Annotated in this window: 17 protein-coding genes; 1 reads left to right on the top strand and 16 read right to left on the bottom strand. The window is 35.3% G+C overall.

Going from position 1 to position 18,817, the window contains the following annotated elements; all coding sequences use genetic code 11:
* Positions 1 to 184: 184 nt before the first annotated feature.
* The 3 genes from der to Q5O24_06185 form a co-directional block, all read right to left on the bottom strand.
* Positions 185 to 1,510 (bottom strand): ribosome biogenesis GTPase Der, encoded by a 1,326-nt coding sequence (der, locus tag Q5O24_06195; GenBank protein WKY48905.1) that lies wholly within the window; start codon positions 1,508 to 1,510, stop codon positions 185 to 187.
* Between the two features lie 84 nt (positions 1,511 to 1,594).
* Entirely contained in the window at positions 1,595 to 2,929 is a 1,335-nt protein-coding gene (locus Q5O24_06190; protein WKY48904.1) for a DUF512 domain-containing protein, read from the bottom strand.
* 123 nt (positions 2,930 to 3,052) lie between these two features.
* Complete coding sequence (locus tag Q5O24_06185; protein ID WKY48903.1) at positions 3,053 to 3,760, bottom strand: 4Fe-4S double cluster binding domain-containing protein; 708 nt, start codon at positions 3,758 to 3,760, stop codon at positions 3,053 to 3,055.
* Between the two features lie 87 nt (positions 3,761 to 3,847).
* Here Q5O24_06185 and Q5O24_06180 point away from each other — a divergent pair, with 87 nt between their 5' ends.
* On the top strand, positions 3,848 to 4,372 hold the full coding sequence (locus Q5O24_06180) for a DUF4364 family protein (GenBank protein ID WKY48902.1): 525 nt from the start codon (positions 3,848 to 3,850) through the stop codon (positions 4,370 to 4,372).
* A gap of 21 nt (positions 4,373 to 4,393) precedes the next feature.
* Here the strand turns inward: Q5O24_06180 and Q5O24_06175 are convergent, their stop codons facing one another.
* The 13 genes from Q5O24_06175 to trpD form a co-directional block, all read right to left on the bottom strand.
* Positions 4,394 to 4,585 carry a type II toxin-antitoxin system prevent-host-death family antitoxin gene (locus tag Q5O24_06175; protein WKY48901.1) on the bottom strand — a complete coding sequence of 64 codons (192 nt, stop codon included), beginning with the start codon at positions 4,583 to 4,585 and terminating at the stop codon, positions 4,394 to 4,396.
* A gap of 100 nt (positions 4,586 to 4,685) precedes the next feature.
* Complete coding sequence (locus tag Q5O24_06170; protein WKY48900.1) at positions 4,686 to 6,257, bottom strand: tetratricopeptide repeat protein; 1,572 nt, start codon at positions 6,255 to 6,257, stop codon at positions 4,686 to 4,688.
* Positions 6,258 to 6,342: 85 nt separating this feature from the next.
* Complete coding sequence (locus tag Q5O24_06165; protein ID WKY48899.1) at positions 6,343 to 9,432, bottom strand: EAL domain-containing protein; 3,090 nt, start codon at positions 9,430 to 9,432, stop codon at positions 6,343 to 6,345.
* 587 nt (positions 9,433 to 10,019) lie between these two features.
* Positions 10,020 to 11,336, bottom strand: a complete 1,317-nt coding sequence (locus tag Q5O24_06160; GenBank protein WKY48898.1) for an IS1380 family transposase — start codon at positions 11,334 to 11,336, stop codon at positions 10,020 to 10,022.
* A gap of 313 nt (positions 11,337 to 11,649) precedes the next feature.
* On the bottom strand, positions 11,650 to 11,913 hold the full coding sequence (locus tag Q5O24_06155; GenBank protein WKY48897.1) for a late competence development ComFB family protein: 264 nt from the start codon (positions 11,911 to 11,913) through the stop codon (positions 11,650 to 11,652).
* A 164-nt stretch (positions 11,914 to 12,077) separates the two neighbouring features.
* Entirely contained in the window at positions 12,078 to 12,461 is a 384-nt protein-coding gene (gene dhaM, locus Q5O24_06150; protein ID WKY48896.1) for a dihydroxyacetone kinase phosphoryl donor subunit DhaM, read from the bottom strand.
* A 117-nt stretch (positions 12,462 to 12,578) separates the two neighbouring features.
* A complete protein-coding gene (dhaL, locus tag Q5O24_06145) occupies positions 12,579 to 13,211 on the bottom strand; it encodes a dihydroxyacetone kinase subunit DhaL (GenBank protein ID WKY48895.1) in 633 nt (210 codons plus the stop codon).
* A gap of 14 nt (positions 13,212 to 13,225) precedes the next feature.
* Positions 13,226 to 14,218, bottom strand: a complete 993-nt coding sequence (gene dhaK, locus Q5O24_06140) for a dihydroxyacetone kinase subunit DhaK (protein WKY48894.1) — start codon at positions 14,216 to 14,218, stop codon at positions 13,226 to 13,228.
* 227 nt (positions 14,219 to 14,445) lie between these two features.
* Positions 14,446 to 15,222 (bottom strand): tryptophan synthase subunit alpha, encoded by a 777-nt coding sequence (gene trpA, locus Q5O24_06135; GenBank protein ID WKY48893.1) that lies wholly within the window; start codon positions 15,220 to 15,222, stop codon positions 14,446 to 14,448.
* Positions 15,215 to 16,399 carry a tryptophan synthase subunit beta gene (trpB, locus tag Q5O24_06130; protein WKY48892.1) on the bottom strand — a complete coding sequence of 395 codons (1,185 nt, stop codon included), beginning with the start codon at positions 16,397 to 16,399 and terminating at the stop codon, positions 15,215 to 15,217. Before trpB ends, trpA begins: the two co-directional genes overlap by 8 nt.
* Entirely contained in the window at positions 16,396 to 17,016 is a 621-nt protein-coding gene (locus tag Q5O24_06125) for a phosphoribosylanthranilate isomerase (GenBank protein WKY48891.1), read from the bottom strand. The genes trpB and Q5O24_06125 overlap by 4 nt, the downstream gene beginning before the upstream one ends.
* A complete protein-coding gene (trpC, locus tag Q5O24_06120) occupies positions 17,006 to 17,791 on the bottom strand; it encodes an indole-3-glycerol phosphate synthase TrpC (protein WKY48890.1) in 786 nt (261 codons plus the stop codon). Before trpC ends, Q5O24_06125 begins: the two co-directional genes overlap by 11 nt.
* Complete coding sequence (gene trpD, locus Q5O24_06115) at positions 17,788 to 18,816, bottom strand: anthranilate phosphoribosyltransferase (GenBank protein ID WKY48889.1); 1,029 nt, start codon at positions 18,814 to 18,816, stop codon at positions 17,788 to 17,790. The genes trpC and trpD overlap by 4 nt, the downstream gene beginning before the upstream one ends.
* Between the last annotated feature and the right edge of the window lies 1 nt (position 18,817).

The raw sequence follows: 18,817 nt of genomic DNA, 5'->3' as shown, positions 1-18,817 counted from the left end.
ACATTTATTGTTATTATTTTAACAATCTTACTTGTGAAATAAGTCCTTTATAATTAAAGGACTTGTCACATTATAACATAAATATAATAGAATTACATCTTTGAAAACGTTAGCTTTTTTATAATATTTTAATTTTCAAGTTCGCCCTCTCAAATCTCCATATCTATACTCTATTCTAACACATTTATTCCTTTTCGTTTCTCTCTCGCATAATAATACGAATAGGAGTTCCGAAAAAATCAAAAGTCTCACGAATTTTGTTCTCAAGATAACGTTGATACGAAAAGTGAACTAAAGTCTGATCATTTACAAATATAATAAATGTTGGTGGGTTGATCGCAACCTGTGACGCGTAAAATATTTTTAGCCGTCTTCCGTGCTTGGCTGGAGGTTGTTTCAGCATTACAAATTCAGCGATAGCTTCATTTAGTTTTCCAGTAGTAATACGCTTTTCGCATTGTTCTTTTACAAATTGTACCATCTCAAAAATCTTACCTAAACGTTGACCTGTATGCGCTGAAATAAAAAGAATTGGAGCATAGTTCATAAATGACAATTGATCTCTGATTTCAGCCTCCATCTTTTTCATCGTCTTGTGATCTTTTTCAACTGCATCCCATTTATTAACAATTACAATTGAAGGAATCCCGCGATTATGTGCAATTCCGGCAATTTTTGAATCCTGTTCAGTAATGCCTTGAGTTGCATCAATCAGAATTAGTACTATTTGACTTCGTTCAACTGCGGCAACAGCACGTACAATACTATACCTTTCAATATCTTCGTATATCTTCTTTTTCTTTCGTAATCCTGCTGTATCGATAAGAACATAGTCTTTTCCATCTACTTTGACAGCTGTATCAATAGCGTCTCTGGTTGTCCCTGGAACATTACTAACTATCAATCGCTCTTCACCTAATAATCTATTTATAAGTGTCGATTTTCCGACATTTGGTTTACCAATTACTGCTATTCGCAGCCGGTCTTCGTCCTGTTCCTCTTCATCATAGTATCGTTTCATACGATCAATTATTTCATCCAGAAGATCACCTAATCCCAAACCCTGTTCAGCTGAAATTGCCATGGGTTCACCGATACCAAGATTATAAAACTCATAAAGGCTCAAATCCATATTAACATGATCAAGCTTATTTACTGCTAGTAAAATATCCTTATCATGTTTTCTGATCATATTCACAACTTCATTGTCAGATGCAGTCAAGCCTTCTCTTCCATCTACCATCAGAACAATCAGATCCGCCATATCAATAGCCAGTTCTGCCTGAATTCTCATTTGCATCAAAATATCATCTTTGGTATTAGGTTCAATCCCCCCAGTATCTATTAATGTAAAATGGTGATTCTGCCATTCAGCATCCGCAATAATTCGATCTCTGGTGACTCCTGGCGTATCTTCGACAATAGCTATACGCTCACCTACAAGTTTATTAAACAGTGTCGATTTTCCAACATTCGGACGCCCGACTACTGCTACAATTGGTTTTGGCATTTTATTCCTCACTTCTATTTTTCTTCAGCTAAAAATATGCTGAATTATCATTATTTTTGACCAAACTTCTTAATATCGGACTTCTCAAGAAGTCTGAGACTTCTTCTGATTAAGAAGAGCTTCTACAAGAACTCTTCCATTTACAGGCGTTTTAGTAATATTCACCTCTAACAACCGACTTACTTTTTCTAACGTATAATCATCCAACAGTAAATCAGAATCCTTTTTGAACGCATTTTCTGGAATTAAAAGCTCATCAAATTTGTGGATTTTTAATAATGGCTTTATCTGGTTAATTATGTCCTGCCCAGTTATTAAACCCGACACGGTGATCATTTCTCCGAAAAAATAATTTATTATTGGAATAGTGACTATTTCTGCCCCTTTATATTTAATATTAAATCTGCTAATTAATTCCTTAATCTCATCATGAGCTACCTGACTAGTCAAGATACCAATTTTCTTCCCTACATTATGAAAAGTATCTTCTTCTTCCAATTTATCACAAAAATCGTGTTTAAAATCAGCGATCATTCCCACTCCATTTTCAATTTGCAAGAAATCATCATAATATTTAACGTCTGGTATGGGTACATCTGCCATTTTAAAAAATTCATCAGCAGGGTAAACAAAACCCCTGCCATATTTTTCCAGCATTTTATTATGTACATTGTTAATAATTTCAATTGTTCTTTTTGCTTCTTCCTGACTGAAAGGTTGTAATGCTTTCAATCCTCTACGATGTTTTGAAAGTCCAACTGGTACTACCGATACTGATTGGAGAGTAGGATAGTAATTCATTAAGTCATCTAGCGTTCTGGATAATTCCAGATTATCGTTATAACTTGGAACAAGTACTATTTGTCCATTCATCATGATATTGTTCTCTTTAAATCTATCCAAAAATTCAAGAACTTGACCAGCAAAACGATTATTAAGCATTTTACAACGCAATTCAGAATTAGTTGTATGGATTGAAATATTGATCGGCATTATATGGTAATCAATGATTCTCTGATAATCATTATCTGAAAGATTAGTAAGCGTAATATAATTACCCGTTAAAAATGAAAGTCGCTCATCATCGTCTTTTATATATAGGCTTTTTCGTAAACCTTCAGGTAATTGATCAATAAAACAAAAGATGCAATTATTTTTACAGGTTTTTATTTCCATTTGATCTTCTTCAAAATGAAGACCTAGATCTTCTTCATATTCTTTTTCTATTTCAAGTTCCCAAATTTCTCCGTTTTGTTTTTTAACTTCTACCAAAAGCATTTCATCTGCAATAAGATACCGATAATCAAGAATATCATTTATTTCATGTTCATTAATAGAAATTAGTTGATCTCCGGCTTGCAGTTCTAATTCAGTTCCTATGCTATGAGGATCTACTGACATTATTTTAAATTTTTTCATTGACTCACATTTTCCATGAATTTAAAAAACTGCCAGACAAACCGTCGACAGCTTCTTTTACTATTATATAACAAATTAATCCATTTGAAAACCCAATTAAGATTAATTAAACCCTATTAGATCTTATCGCAAATATATATTATCTTTTTTTCCTATTGGACAAACAGCCATACACAAACCGCACACAGCACCCCGACCAATATGCTTAAAAGCCTCCTTCATATACACACTGCAGGCATGAGCATCATATAATTCATTTCTAATCATGCCCATTCTCCAATTTTTTCCTTCAATAGCCAAAGCCGGGCATACTTTAACACACGCAGAGCATGATGTGCACTGACTTTTTTTAATTGGAGTACCAGGTAGTACCGGAGCATTTGTTAGTATTGTACCAAGACGTACTCTAGGTCCATATTGACGATGAATTAACAAAGCACTTTTTCCAATCCATCCCAAGCCTGACAGCACCGCTCCGGTTTTATGGGAAAATGCGCTGGAGTAGGGAGAATGATCATCACCATTGATGGATTGAGATGCAGGAATCGGCATTGAAGGAAAGCCCTGTGATTCTAAATATAGGCCTAGCCGCAATGTGATATGGTCGATAAGACGGTTAACTGCCCGATAATGGCTAAAATATGTATGCGTAGGTTCATCTTTTATTTGATCAATTACACCGTTAGCCAATCTCACCACTACAGTTACTGCGTACCTGTAATCAAAGCGATCTTGAGCGTCCATTACCATTAAGTCTGAATAACCCAGTTCAGTAGCGCCAAGTGAAATCGCCAGTTCATTCAAATGTGTAATAATCTGATTATTTTTCATCATTTTTCTCCTTTTTCACATTGATCATATCCCACAAGCTGTTTAATATGTTACAATATAATCATAAAATGAAAGTGGTGATCCGGAATGCTCTTTAACTCAGAACAACAGGCAGAAAACAAATTAATTATTTTATATGTATTAGATAAAATGAAATCTGCATTAACCCGTGAACAGGTTGCCCTTATTGTTATCGAAAACATTCAGATAACTTATTTTGATATTCAATTTTACATTGATGATTTGATTAAAGACGATTTTATTAACACTATATCACTTGATGAAAAAGTAGTTTTAAATCTTTCAGATGTTGGAAAAGCCAGCTTAGATATTTTTTTCGAAAAGATTCCTGTCTATATTCGTGACATGATTGACCGTTATCTTCAGGAAAACTACGAAAAAATATTTAAAGAAATCAGAGTAACTGCAAATTACCATAAAAAAAGTGAAAATGAATATATTGTAGAATTAAAATTCTACGAGAATAATTTAATGCTGATGGAAATTTCATTAGATGCACCAACATTAAAGCTCGCATTAGAAATTTGCAACCGCTGGAAAGAGAATACACAAACACTCTACTCATCAATACTTAGAACACTAACTTCTTGACATTTATTATAGTTTTTTGAATCAGGTTTTACGATTTTTCATTTTGTACAATTCTTTAATTACTTCTTCGCGTTTTTCAAACGCTTCGATACTCATTAATACTGTATCATTTTCGCCATTCTTTGTAATATATACAGGCTCACCCGAAGTTCTGGCTAATTTCGAGATTTTTTCATAATCCGCCAGCAACATCGATCTTGATCTGACAATCATATTCCCACCTCATCCTTTTAATAATTAGATTATACGGTGGATTGGTATTTTTTTCAATAAAAATAGTTTAACTGTCAAAAGTCAAAATCCAAAATATATTTCAAATATTCAGTTTTAATTGTCTGATTCGTTCGCGAGCTTTTTTATCACCTTTAAATGCCGCTTTTTCCAACCAATACCGAGCTTTCTTGATGTCTTTCTTTACCCCTTTTCCGGCATAAAACATCTCTCCAAGATTTAACATTGCCTGAGTGCAACCTGAATTGGCAGACTTTTTCATATATTCAAAAGCCTTCTCATAACTTTGTTCCAATCCAAAACCGTTGTAATACAGGTCACCTATGTTTAATAGTGCCATCTGATTTCCGTCATTATCGGCTGCCCTCTTAAACCAATATAATGCCAGTTGATAACTTTGGATGACACCAAAACCTTCAACATAACATAAACCCAAACGATTTTGAGCATCACTATTCCCATTTTCTGCAGCTTTCTCATACCAAAAAACTGCTTTTTCAATTTGATCTAGTTCTAACTCATAAATTTCCCCTAAATATTCCATCGCCTCAGAAAAACCTGACTTTGCGCTCTTTATCAACCAATGCTCTGCACTTCGAATATCTTTTGTTGTTCCAATTCCCAAATAATAACAAATCCCCAACTTATAAAAAGCATAAATATTATATCGAGTAGAAGCTTTATAAAACAGCTCAAATGCCAGTTTATCATTTTTTTCGAGATCACCATCAGAATACATACTACCTAAATTAACCATTGCATCGGTGTTATCAAGCTCCATTGCTTTTTCAAAGCAATCTCGAGCTCTATTTAAGTTTTTGTTGACCAGTCGGCCTTTTCTATAGATTACTCCCAACTCATTTAAAGCACGGTCATGATCATGCGAGGCAGCCAGCTCAAGATACTCGACCATTTTTTTTATGTCTATCACAGTACCAATACCTTCGTAATAACAAAATGCCACTTCATATTGTGCTTCTGAACTCCACTTTTGAGCTGCATTTTTTAAAAGATTGAAGCCTCTTTCTTTATCAGCATTTTCAATCAAACCATGTGTTAAGCATATTCCCAACATAACTTGAGCATCAAGGTTATTACTTTTAGCTGCTTTTTCATACCAATAAACAGCTTTTTCATAGTCATGTGGACAATAATAACCATCATAATAATAGCTTCCCAATATAAACTGAGCAGGTAAATATCCCTGTTCAGCAGCTTTTTCACACCAATAAATTGCCGTTTTAATATCTTTCAGAACTCCATTTCCATAAAAATAACAAGCACATAAAGCATACTGTGCTTCTACAACATCTGACTCTGCAGCTTTTAAATACCATCGCACTGCTTCTTTTGTATCAACTTCAATACCTTTGCCATTGAAATAACAGCTTCCTAAATTGCATTGTGATTCCGAATCACCTGCTTCAGCACCCATCTTATACCATCGATAAGACTCCTTATAGTTAATAGGTGTCCCTATCCCCTGTTCATAGCAAAAACCTAGAAATAATTGGGCTCTTGCATGAAAAAGATAAGCAGCTTCTTTAAAAAAAACTAACGCTTCTTCATATGATCCACCGCTATAAAAATCGACCGCTTTTTCGAATAAGTCCTGACTTTCGGAGGTTATATAAGGTTTAATTTTCTCTTTCATAAAATCTCCTCCTTTTCAAATGACTACTGAAACGCCGAAAATATTTAATTATTTTATACCCTAATTCCAGATATAATCACGGCTTTTACCAAGATTCCGGATCTTTTTCGCCTCTAAGAATCTGTTCAAGAACTTTCGAATCAAGTGGTCGATAGTAATAATAACCCTGAATATCATCACATTGTGTATTTTTTAAGAAGTCTTTCTGATTCTCGTCTTCAACACCCTCAGCAACAATTCTTAGGTCTAAACTTTTTCCTAAATTTATAATCGCTTTTGCGATCGCCTGGTCTTTTAAGTTAGTGCCAATCCCATCAACAAACTGCTTGTCCATTTTTAGTCTTGATATTGGCAAATTTTTGAGTCTGCCCAGCGATGAATATTCTGAACCAAAATCATCAATAGCAATTGATACTCCCTGGTCACCTAACTCTTTAAGTTTTGTAACAATATCCTTAAACTCCTGTATGGCAATTGATTCCGTTATCTCAATTTCCAAATACTCAGGAGCTAAACCTGTCTCTTGCAAAACAGTCATTACATCTTCAACAAAATTCGGATTCTTAAATTGACTTGCTGAAATATTCACACCCATAATTATTTCAGGCAAGCCCTTTTTTTGCCATTCAACTGCCTGTTGACAAGCAGTTCTCAAAATCCAGTCACCAATTGGATTAATAAGACCCGTACGTTCCGCTAAGGGGATCAATACGTCAGGAGCAATTCTTCCCATTTCTGGATTATCCCATCTAAGCAGAGCCTCAACACCTATTATTCGCTCGTCTTCCAATGATACCTGCGGTTGGTACTGAAGAAACAACTCTTCCCTTTCCTGCGAACGATAGAGTAAATTTATTATTTGGTTCTTTTTCATTGCGTCATTCTTTATACTGTCTGAACAGATGAAATATTGATTACGACCTACTTCCTTAGCTTTAAAACGTGCAACATCCGCATTCATAATGAGTGTCCCTGCCTCTTTTCCATCCCTTGGATAAATGGCAATCCCTGTACAGGCAGTTACATAAAACGACTGTCCCTTCAAAATAAAGGGTTCATAAAAAATCTGCATTAATTTTCGTGCAATTGGTATGGCATCTTGTTCGTCAAAAATTCCTTTTACCATCATGACAAATTCATCACCGCTAAATCGTGACACAACATCATTTTTTGATAAGATCAATTTTATTTTTTCACCGACGGAATTTAACAACTCATCCCCAATTGTATGCCCAACTGTATCATTAATCGTTTTAAACGAATCCAGATCAAGAAAAAACACAGCTAAACCGGTGTTTGTCATCTCCTGCTTAATCATATCAAAATATAGGTAATCCTCAAACAAAGTTCGATTTGGCAAGCCAGTAACCTGATCATAGTAAGCGATGCGGTTTATTTCGTTCTCAGAATTTATTCTTTTCAAAGTGTCTCCCAGAATATTTGCTAATAATTTAGCAAAGTATAAATGATCATCCGACCATTCATAAGTTCTAAGTCGAGTGTTCATTCCCCAAAATCCAAGCACTTTTTCCTGCACTGAAATAGGAATAATAATCTGAGAATAAATATCTGTTAATCCATGTTTCTCGAGTTCATAATTAACAAATTCCGGGAGTTTAGAAAGATCTGAGGATACAAATACTTCATTATTTAAGATTTTTTCCATTCTCCAGTGTTTCTCATCGATAGGGATTTTTTGCATCTCCTCTTTTGTGATATGGGCAATGATATTTTTACCAAAATATTCAGCAATAGTAGAATATGTTTTATCGTCATTAAATGTAGAAATATAAGAATGATCTACATTAAAATACTCGGCTATTTCACTTAATAACCCGTTGACTCGATCACTAAAATTATTAGAATTTATTCCAATACATTCAGTCGAAACATGTGCAATGAACTCTTGTAAACTAATTTTCTTCTTACTCTCTTCTATTCTATTTATAAATAATCGATTCAAAAGAAATGACATCACAACAAACATGGAAAAAATTAAAATTCTGGTAATATAATCCCCTGCATTAATATTTACATCAACTTCCGGTACTAAAAACCAGATAATAATTTGCGTAAGCAATGTCGAGACTGAAATGATGACCATCAGGATTTTTTGCCTGAAAATAAGCAATGGCAATAAAAGAATAAATGAAAACGCCCAGACGCTTACAGCGCCATACATAGAAAAACTGATCATAATTAATGGGATTAGAATACCGGTTATTAAACTGGTGAATAAATCTTTATGTTGGGCTTCAATATGTAAATAATTTATTAAAAGAATTAGAAAAGCAGAAAAAATAAGCAGTATTGATCTGCCGGCAATCAAAACAATGTTATCTTGATGATATAAAAAATAAAACACAAAAATATTTAACAGGCCACCAATAAAAAAAGAAGCGCTAACCAAATATGAAATTGCCCTTCTAGAAAGACCACCAATAATTATTTCTTGAATATTCTTTCGGCTATCGCTATAAGGGCTTATACGATATAACAATATGTTGATTATAAATAAAGGTAATACGAAAAGAATCGGTGTGATCTGGGTAAAACTGACTCCAAATTTAGTAATGAACATAATTTGAATATATATATCTGCAAAAACAGCAATAATTAAAGCTATTACTGCTATGAATGCGCTTCTGCGTATTAACTTATCACTTAGTTTAACGACCCAACGCGATAATAAAATAGAACCTGTAATAAAATAAAAAGCGCTGTAGATTCTAATACAATTTTCTATACTATATGATCGAATCAGATCAAAATTCCCCCACTTAATTTGAATAAAATTCGTACCAGCATCGAAATTTTTAAATAAAAGAATAAATGCAGAAAGTATTCCTGGTAAATATAGTAAAAATAACATAACTGGCCATTTTAATTTTTTTCCATCGCTAGTAATAGTCAATATAAGATGAAAAAATACTATAAAATAAAAACTGCCCGCTATTTTTGATACCAGTCTCCAGCCAGTATAAATAACATCAGTATCAGCATTGATACTAATAGCATCTCCCATTAACCAGATCGCACCCAAAGTTAATAGCGTTAAAAAAATATCATTAATCTTTAATTTCGGTTGCATATAAAAAACATACAATCCTATAAAAATATAAAATACAGCAATAATAAAAAAAATAACTGCTAAAAAATCGGGACTATTGAGCATCCTTACACCTCGATTAGGCATACCTTAGATAGTAGCCATTTTGTACAACACCGTTAAAACTATAGACCTATTTATTATAGCATAAATTATCAATAATTTTTTAGAAAATGATTTGCGTCAATATTTATATAGCACAAATTTCTATAAAAAGTCATAGCAAATGTACACAAATTATGCTTATACCTTGTTTTACTTTAATCAGTGTTTAGTGACAAAGCATCTGTATTGGGAATAATGAACGGCTCTGTCACTTCATAATCTTCAAATGTTGACTAAGTTTCAGGGATGAGTAAGGACTGCTTTCACTTTATATAAAAACCACTTTGTTAAATTAAGATTAGAAAATTTGAATACTTAAGAAAAACAAACTTTAATGCGAAGAAATTCTATAAGACAGATTAGCAAACTATTATTATCAAAAATTAGCCTGAATTATTCATCCAGCAATGAGCAATCTTAAAATCGAGAAACAACATCTTTTTCAAGGATTAAATACACAGACGGTTGAATTTCAACCCAAAAAGGGTAGACGAATCCCGTAGATGTTATTTTCAAGATTTTAAGTTGCCAAAGATCATCAGTTACTGTTATTCCAGCTGCGGAAGTTGTCTGATATTTTCTAAAGTTTTATAAAATTCATCTTTGTAGGGACAACTGCTACATAGCTTGAAATAAATATAGCTTGCTGCTTTTACGATTTTCGAAGCAATTTTTAGCAGCTTTAAACGAATGGTATCGATCTGCATCTTTTTCATGCTCTTCGGCAGAACCAATCGTCTGAAACAATTAAACAGATTATAAGCCAACACATGCAGTTGCAGTCGGTTGGCATTGACTACTTTGGATTTACTTCCGGTAGAAGCGAAGCCAAATCCGGACTTGCTTTCTTTGATGAAATTCTCCATAGTGCCTCGGTTACGATAGTATCTTAGGATTTCTTCAGGTTTCAAGTCCATATTGGTTACAATGAAGGAATGCTGAATGGTGAACTGATTGCAAGGTTTCTCCACTTTAACAACTACCCTGCGCGGGTACTCCCACTTGCCTGCTTTGTAATAAAACTCATCATAGCGGACAATATACTGGGACATATCTTCTTTCATCGCTTCAAATATTTCATGATCAAGATGTTTCGCTTTGTCATTTAAAACACTGTTCGCTTTTAAACGGATCGCATAAGACACACCATTGGTTTCGCATTGCTTGTACAAATCAGGCGTTGCAAACCCGCTGTCACCACGTAAATACAGCTCTATGTCGGGATACTCCGTGAAATATTCATCAAGTAGAGGTTGCATAAAATCAACAACCCCAGTGGAACTGTAGTCCGTTCCATCACGGAGATCTGCTTTCAGCAGATCACCGGTTAATCCGTCGTAACAAAGTAATGGATGATAACCATGTACCCTGTAATGATAGTTGAAACCTTCACCTTCCTGTTTTCCATAGGTATTCAATAGGGTGGAGTCCAAATCCAGCAATACCTGTTTTGGACGTTTTATTTTATAAGCAGATGTCCGCATTGCTTTAATGATGGCATCAAATTTTGGCAGCGTTTTATCATCCATCCGGTTCCAGAATCTTAACAGAGTCGGTTGAGAAGCCAGTGCTTTTTTACCCAGAATGTTTGTAAAGACAGGTTCATTTGTCAATTCATCAGCATCGTCATCTTCAAAGTAACCAGCAATGATCTGATATACCATTTGGCACAGGTTTTGATCATCCTTATGCTGACGACTGGTCTTCTCATCAGTTTTGAAGTTGCTGACATGTTTATGGAAACTGAATTTATGAGCAAATTCTTTGATCAGAATCAGTCCGGAATCAGAGGATAAATCACCGCCATCGAAATTTATTTTGATTTTTTTATTGCTTTCTAACTGAAGTGCATCTAAACTAGACATATGAAGAGTTTCTCCTTTGTTTGGTTTTGGTTTGGTCACTTAAATTTTAACAAAGTTGGAGCTCTTTTTCTATTGTCTTAGCTTCACTTATTTAGTGAAAAGCAAAAATAATCAAAAACACTGTATCTATGCGGCACAATGTGCCGTTAATTGTATCTGGATGAATAATTCAGGATTAGTATATAAATACTTTTGACAAATTTTCAAAGAAAAAAGCCTTGCAAAACAACTTCAGGAAAAATCAACCACTCCTGTAAAGTAATTTTCGAAGGCCTTAAAAACTAAAAACAACTACATTAAAATCAAAAATGATTTATTGATGCATGGGATTTTTTGAAACAATCTCAATAGCGTTGGTCAGTTCATGAATCACATCTGTCTTGGATTGGACAAGAGTTTCTTCCATTTTTGTAAAAAGAAAACCCTTGTGTGATACAAAATATGCCGGGCGAAGTTTGTTAAGTGCAATAGCTCTGATATCATCCTTACACTTCTCACAAGTACAGATCCCTTCATAAGACGCCAATAGTTTAGGCAATATGTCTTCAACAACTTCTTCCATATAATTTTTAACCATATAAGACCTCTATTCAAGATTTAATCGATAACACAAGAATTATATCAGTTTGATTTTAAATAATCAATATTATTCATCATAAATATCAGTTGATTTCTATAAATTAAAGCTAACAGTAGTATTTAAATACTGTTAACTTTAATTTGAAACTTAATCTTTGTATCTTAGAATTTTTTGTAGGCTTTTACTTCCTCAAAAACTTCCAGCATTCTCTCCATCGAAGCACCAATTGTAGATTCTACAGCGCCAAAAATACTTGATTCAATAATCGGTGCATCAATTATTTTAATGTTTTCATTTTCATCTAACATTTCAATAGCCATTTCTGAACTCATTACTGCACTTCCTAAATCAACAAGTATAACGACTCCATCTTTTGAGTAAACCGATTTTATAGCACTCATTATTTTATTAATATCAGTACCAATTCCTCCATCTTCCATCCCACCTGCAGCGACCAGCTTAGCTTCAGGGGCCATCTGAGATGCCAACTCTACAGCACCTTCAGCAATTTTTTGACTGTGTGAAACAATAACAATACCTACCATAATTTTCCTTTCAAAAAAAATAATTGAGGTAACTGCAAAATAGATACAGATTGCATCTGTCTATTGCAGTTACCTTTTTTGCATCTAGAATTTTTCGATAATTATCTCACTATAACGTTATTTCGCATCAGCAACTTCTTTTGCAGCCTGAAATAAATAAGCCATTGAAGTAGCCCCTGGATCCTGATGGCCAAGACTACGTTCGCCTAAGTAACTGGCTCGTCCTTTTGTCGCTATAATAGTCTTTGTATACTCTACACCATCCCAGGCAGCCTGTTCACCTTTTGAAATTGCAACCGCTATAGTATCCCCATTTTCGATTGAGTCTTTAACTGCGTCTAACGCAGGCATGATGCTGTCAAGCATTGTTTTTTCACCCTTGACTGCTTTACCTCGAGACTGAATACCAATGATTGCTTCATGAATCATATTTATGATATCCTGGTCTGACAATTCTTCTTTGCCTTTTACAGCCATCCCAGCCTTCATAAAAGCGGTTCCATAAAGAGGACCTGATGCTCCACCAACTGTCGAAACTAAAGTCATTCCTACTGATTTAAAAATTTCGTCCACAGCTTTTTCTTCAAAGGTTGGTAATTTTTCCATTACCGCTTTCATTCCGCGACTCATGTTAATCCCATGGTCACCGTCTCCAATTGCCTGATCTAAATCTGTTAATTCCTGTCTATGTTCTGTCATTTTATCAGCAAAAAGTCTGACAAAATCAAGAACTTCTACCTTTGTTGCCATATGATCCCTCGTTTCTACATTTTAAAGCCGATAGTATCAGCTTCAGCAACTAATAATTCTTTTAATTCATCATCCATTTTCAATAATGTAATTGAAGCACCAGCCATGTCTATGGATGTCATATAATCGCCTACGAAAGTTTTAAACACTTTAATTCCTTTTTCCGCCAGGATCTGCTGAACACGTCGATTAAGAATGTATAATTCCATCGGTGGAGTAGCACCTGCACCATTGACCATTACAGTAACTTCATCTCCAGCTGATGGATTCATATCTTTTAAAATTCTTTCCATTAAATAGTCAACGATTTGATCTGCAGTCTGAATCGGTTTTCGTTCAGTTCCCGGTTCACCGTGAATTCCAATTCCCAATTCCATCTCTTCTTCTGTTAATTCAAAACCTGGCTTACCAGCAGCCGGTACTGTACAAGGTTTTAATGCTACACCCATGGTTCTGACATTAGCAATTACTTTTTCTGCAACGGCCTTTACTTCTTCAAGACTTGCTCCTGTTTCGGCTTTTGCACCAGCAATTTTATGCACAAAAACTGTACCCGCAACACCACGTCGGCCAGTTGTGTATAAACTGTCTTCAACAGCAACATCATCATTTGTTACTACGTTAGTAACTTTAATCCCTTCACCCTCAGCTAGTTCTGCAGCCATTTCAAAATTCATAATATCGCCAGTGTAATTTTTGATAACTAATAAGACCCCTTCACCGGCATCTACAGCTTTAATTGCTTCAAATACCTGATCTGGTGTAGGAGAGGTAAAAACGGACCCAGCAACCGCTCCGTCAAGCATGCCTTTTCCAACAAAACCGCCATGAGATGGTTCATGACCACTGCCACCGCCACTCACAAGTGCAACTTTTCCAGCTTTTTTATCCGATCGTACAAGAACATCGAAACCTTCCAAACGTGTTACATATTCGGGATGCGCCAGAACAATACCTTCCAGCATTTCATTTTCAACGTTTTCAACATCATTAATAAATTTTTTCATAAGACATCCTCCTAGAATCATTATTAGTACTATTATTCATACTATAACATTTTTCTACCCAATAATAATATAAAATTAATGCTGATAACCAGCATTATTTTGCCTTTCAATATCATATTATTTCATATCAAGATAAATTTTCGTTAATTTTTCCTTGCAAAGTCTAAGATTTACCTACTTTTTACGACTAATTATACTGAATTTCTTATTTAACTTAATAAAGGGATTTAAATTTCTGGCAAATTTTCTTTCAGTTTTTTCAAATACTCAGATAGATATAAGTCTGCTTCTTTGCCATACTCTTCAATAATTCTTACAATGGCACTACCTACGATTACTCCGTCAGAATCTTTACCTATTGCCTGAACCTGTTCTGGCGTAGATATCCCAAATCCGACTGCTACAGGCGTTTCACTTACTTTTCTTATTTCTGATAGAATTGTTTTTAGATCAGTGTTAATTTCTTTTCTTACTCCTGTAACTCCCATTGAAGAAACAAGATAAATAAATCCGGTCGCTGATTTAGCTAATTTAATAATTCGGTCATGTGACGTCGGTGCGATTAGGGTGATCCGATCAACTTCGTATTTTTGAGATAAGGCCAGCACCTCATCTCTTTCTTCATAGGGAAGGTCAGGAATAATCACACCGTCAATACCTACTTCCAGACAAGTTTTAAAAAACCGTTCTACGCCGTAGACAAAAACAGGATTCATATAAGTTAAGAAAACCAATGGAATCTGCGTTTTCTCTCTAATCTTTTTTACCATTTTGAAAAGCGAATCTGTCGTTGTTCCCGCCTGAAGTGCCCGCGCATTAGCCTTTTCAATTACAATCCCTTCAGCTACCGGGTCAGAAAAGGGAATTCCTATTTCGATCAAGTCAACACCAGCTTTTTCCATTTCAAAAATATAATCTATTGTTTTTTCTATTGAAGGATCCCCCCCAGTTAAAAATCCAATTAGTGCTTTTTTTTGTTTAAAAGCCTGTTTGATTCTACTCATAAATATTTTCCCCCTTATACCGGGCAATTGCTGCCACGTCCTTATCTCCTCGTCCTGAGATATTAATAACCATGATCTGATTTTTTTTCATTTTAGGTGCCAGTTTAATGGCATGCGCTACCGCATGAGACGATTCAATCGCCGGTATTATACCTTCGACTCTTGATAAATATTCAAAGGCCTCAACCGCTTCATCGTCAGTAACTGGTACATACTCCGCACGCTTTGTGTCAAAAAGATAAGCATGCTCTGGTCCAATCCCTGGATAATCCAGTCCAGCAGAAATTGAATAAACTGGAGCAATTTGCCCATATTCGTCCTGACAAAAATATGATTTCATTCCGTGAAAAATTCCTAATGTACCCTTTGTTAAAGTTGCTGCATGTTCTTTAGTATCAATCCCTCGTCCTGCTGCTTCACATCCAATCAGTTTTACTGAAGCATCATCCAGAAAGTTGTAAAAGGCTCCCATGGCATTACTACCTCCACCTACACAGGCTAATACAACATCTGGCAGACGTCCTTCTTTTATAATAATCTGTTCCTTTATTTCTTTACTAATCACGCTTTGAAAATCCCTGACCATTTCCGGAAATGGATGTGGCCCCATAACTGAACCCAAAACATAATGTGTATCATCAACCCGTTTCGTCCATTCTCTAAAAGTTTCATTAACAGCATCTTTTAAAGTCATCGTACCGGAAGTTACAATGTTGACTTTTGAACCAAGTAGACGCATCCGATAAACATTAAGAGCCTGTCGGTCTGTATCTTCCTTGCCCATAAAAATCTCACATTCCATTCCAAACAGAGCTGCCGCTGTAGCCGTAGCCACCCCATGCTGACCAGCACCAGTTTCAGCTATCAGACGCGTTTTACCCATTTTTTTAGCGAGAAGGGCTTGCCCAAGGACATTATTGATTTTATGTGATCCTGTATGGTTTAAATCTTCTCTTTTTAAATATATTTTTGCACCATTTAAATTTTCAGTCATCTTTTTTGCATAATATAAACGTGATGGGCGCCCCGCGTATTCATCAAGAAGTGTTTTCAATTCTTTATTGAACTGCTCATCATTTTTATAGAAATTATAGGCATTTTCTAGCTCTATTATCGCATTCATTAGGGTTTCAGGTATAAACTGACCACCATGTACCCCATATTTTCCTTTACTCATTTGATTCTCCTGACTTTTTCAACTATTTCTTTAATCTTCTCAGTATCCTTTAGACCATCGCGTTCAACACCACTGCTTAAATCGATACAATATGGATGAAGCTGCTTAATGGCAACTTCTACATTTGACAATTGTATGCCTCCAGCTAAAAAATAAGGCTTATCAATATCTTTTATAAGCTCCCAGTTAAAACCTATTCCAGCACCACCATAATGACTTTCAACATAAGTATCAAATAGATAATAATCAACCAGATTATCAGTTTGTAAAATTGGTTTGCTTTTTACTCTAATCGCTTTGATAATTAAGTTTTTTTCGGAGGGTAATTTATCTTTTAAATCCCGAATATACTCATCAGTCTCATCACCATGAAGCTGTACGATATTGATTGCCCCAGACTTAATGATCTCAACCACCTCATCAACAGGATGATTAACAAAAATACCCACAGCTTCAATTTGGGGGTCTAGTTTGTTTTTTAAAACTTCTGCCCTTTTTAAATCTATTTGACGCCGGCTTTTTGCAAAGACAAAGCCAATATAGTCTGGTAAATAAAGATTTACAGCTTCAATATCTTCCATCCGACTTAAACCACATATTTTTATTTTAGATTTCATGTACTAAACCCTTTAGCTGATCGAGCATATCTTTTTTATTTTCACTTTTCATCAGCGTTTCACCAATTAAAACGGCATCAGTCTGGTTTTCTCTAAGCCTCTTAATATCTTCTGCATTTCTAATCCCACTTTCAGAAACGAATAAAATCGACCTGGGAACAAATTTCCTAAGTTCAATACTGTTATTAATATTGACGTCAAACGTCTTTAAGTCCCGATTATTGACACCGATAATTCTAGCCCCTGAATGCAAGGCCATTTCTATTTCCTTCTCGTTGTGCGCTTCTACTAAGGCAGATAACCCAAGATTATCTGCTATATCAATAAAGTCTCTCAACTGATCTTCTGTTAAAATAGAGCAGATTAGCAGGATTGCATCAGCTCCAATTAAAGCAGCTTCATAAATCTGGTAGGCATCGATCGTAAAGTCTTTTCTGATTACAGGGATCGAAACAAGCGCCTTAACATCTTTTAATATTTCGTCCGAACCTTTAAAATACTCCGGTTCTGTCAAAACTGATATCGCATCGGCTCCCGCTCTTTCGTATTCCTGAGCGATTGATAGGTAGTCAAAATCCGGATCAATGATCCCCTTGGATGGTGACGCCTTTTTTATCTCGCAAATAAAAGAAAGCTCGCTATTCCTAAGTGCTTTTTCAAACGCAAATGGTTCTTTATTTATTAAAATTTCATTTTTTAATTCGTTCAATGTTTTTTCAGACTTAAGCTTTTCCAGGCGACGTTTTGTGGATTCAACAATTTTATCAAGAATCATGCTTTTCTCTCATTCGTGATATCTTGCGTAAGACTAATTAAGTCATTTAGTTTGTCTAGTGCCGCGTTTGAATCAATCACTGATTCTGCGATTTTAACACAGTCTTTTAAAGTTTGTCCTTTTTTTGCCAGATAAAGTGAAAAGGCTGTATTCATCACAACTATATCTCTTTTAGGATCCTTTTTACCCTTTAAAATGGCTCGTGCTATTTCTGCATTTTCCTGGACATCACCGCCTATCAACTCATCAAGTTTACATCTTTCCAGCCCCAGCTGTTCTGGCGTGATTAAAAAGCTATTTAACCTCTCATCGCCTATTTCACATACTGAAGTGGTATTAGTGAGCGTGATCTCGTCTAATCCATCGTGTCCGTGGACTACCATTCCTTTTTTCACTTTTAATTTCATTAGTACTTTTGCCATCGGTTCAACCAGGCTTTCATCGTAAACTCCCAGCAATGTCATATTGGCACCAGCAGGATTTGCTAATGGTCCAAGAATATTAAAAATGGTTCTAATCCCCATTTCTTTTCTTACAGGCGCCGCATATTTCATAGAAGAATGATAGGTAGGAGCGAACATAAAGCAAATTCCGAGTCTTTTTAGGATTTCCTGACTCTCATTAGCACTCAGCATAATATTAACCCCTAGAGATTCCAACAAATCGGCGCTCCCACATTTACTGGAGACACTTCGATTCCCATGTTTTGCAACTGGGACACCTGCGGCTGCTATTACAAACGATGAAATAGTCGAAATATTAAAGGTTGCAACTTCGTCACCACCTGTTCCGACGATATCAAGAACATCGCCGTTCGGAAAAATTTTCGTACTCTTTTCCCGCATCACCATAGCCGAACCAGTAATTTCATCAATCGTTTCACCTTTACAGCGAAGCCCTGTCAGATATGCACTAATTTGAGCCGGAGTAGCATTCCCACTCATGATTTCGTCCATAACTGAATGAGCTTCTGTAAGACTAAGGTTTTCACCATTTACAACTTTGTAAATTGCCTCTTTAATCATT

The organism is Eubacteriaceae bacterium ES3, assembly GCA_030586155.1.
In the GTDB taxonomy this organism is placed as follows: domain Bacteria; phylum Bacillota; class Clostridia; order Eubacteriales; family Eubacteriaceae; genus Acetobacterium.
Note: the sequence above shows the minus strand (reverse complement) of the source record. Positions and strands in the feature narration are given on the sequence as shown.

Bases quoted from the DNA above. Each gene is read 5' to 3' on its own strand.
- der (WKY48905.1), bottom strand. From the start codon at position 1,510: ATGCCAAAACCAATTGTAGCAGTAGTCGGGCGTCCGAATGTTGGAAAA.
- Q5O24_06190 (WKY48904.1), bottom strand. From the start codon at position 2,929: ATGAAAAAATTTAAAATAATGTCAGTAGATCCTCATAGCATAGGAACT.
- Q5O24_06185 (WKY48903.1), bottom strand. From the start codon at position 3,760: ATGAAAAATAATCAGATTATTACACATTTGAATGAACTGGCGATTTCA.
- Q5O24_06180 (WKY48902.1), top strand. From the start codon at position 3,848: ATGCTCTTTAACTCAGAACAACAGGCAGAAAACAAATTAATTATTTTA.
- Q5O24_06175 (WKY48901.1), bottom strand. From the start codon at position 4,585: ATGATTGTCAGATCAAGATCGATGTTGCTGGCGGATTATGAAAAAATC.
- Q5O24_06170 (WKY48900.1), bottom strand. From the start codon at position 6,257: ATGAAAGAGAAAATTAAACCTTATATAACCTCCGAAAGTCAGGACTTA.
- Q5O24_06165 (WKY48899.1), bottom strand. From the start codon at position 9,432: ATGCTCAATAGTCCCGATTTTTTAGCAGTTATTTTTTTTATTATTGCT.
- Q5O24_06160 (WKY48898.1), bottom strand. From the start codon at position 11,336: ATGTCTAGTTTAGATGCACTTCAGTTAGAAAGCAATAAAAAAATCAAA.
- Q5O24_06155 (WKY48897.1), bottom strand. From the start codon at position 11,913: ATGGTTAAAAATTATATGGAAGAAGTTGTTGAAGACATATTGCCTAAA.
- dhaM (WKY48896.1), bottom strand. From the start codon at position 12,461: ATGGTAGGTATTGTTATTGTTTCACACAGTCAAAAAATTGCTGAAGGT.
- dhaL (WKY48895.1), bottom strand. From the start codon at position 13,211: ATGGCAACAAAGGTAGAAGTTCTTGATTTTGTCAGACTTTTTGCTGAT.
- dhaK (WKY48894.1), bottom strand. From the start codon at position 14,218: ATGAAAAAATTTATTAATGATGTTGAAAACGTTGAAAATGAAATGCTG.
- trpA (WKY48893.1), bottom strand. From the start codon at position 15,222: ATGAGTAGAATCAAACAGGCTTTTAAACAAAAAAAAGCACTAATTGGA.
- trpB (WKY48892.1), bottom strand. From the start codon at position 16,399: ATGAGTAAAGGAAAATATGGGGTACATGGTGGTCAGTTTATACCTGAA.
- Q5O24_06125 (WKY48891.1), bottom strand. From the start codon at position 17,016: ATGAAATCTAAAATAAAAATATGTGGTTTAAGTCGGATGGAAGATATT.
- trpC (WKY48890.1), bottom strand. From the start codon at position 17,791: ATGATTCTTGATAAAATTGTTGAATCCACAAAACGTCGCCTGGAAAAG.
- trpD (WKY48889.1), bottom strand. From the start codon at position 18,816: ATGATTAAAGAGGCAATTTACAAAGTTGTAAATGGTGAAAACCTTAGT.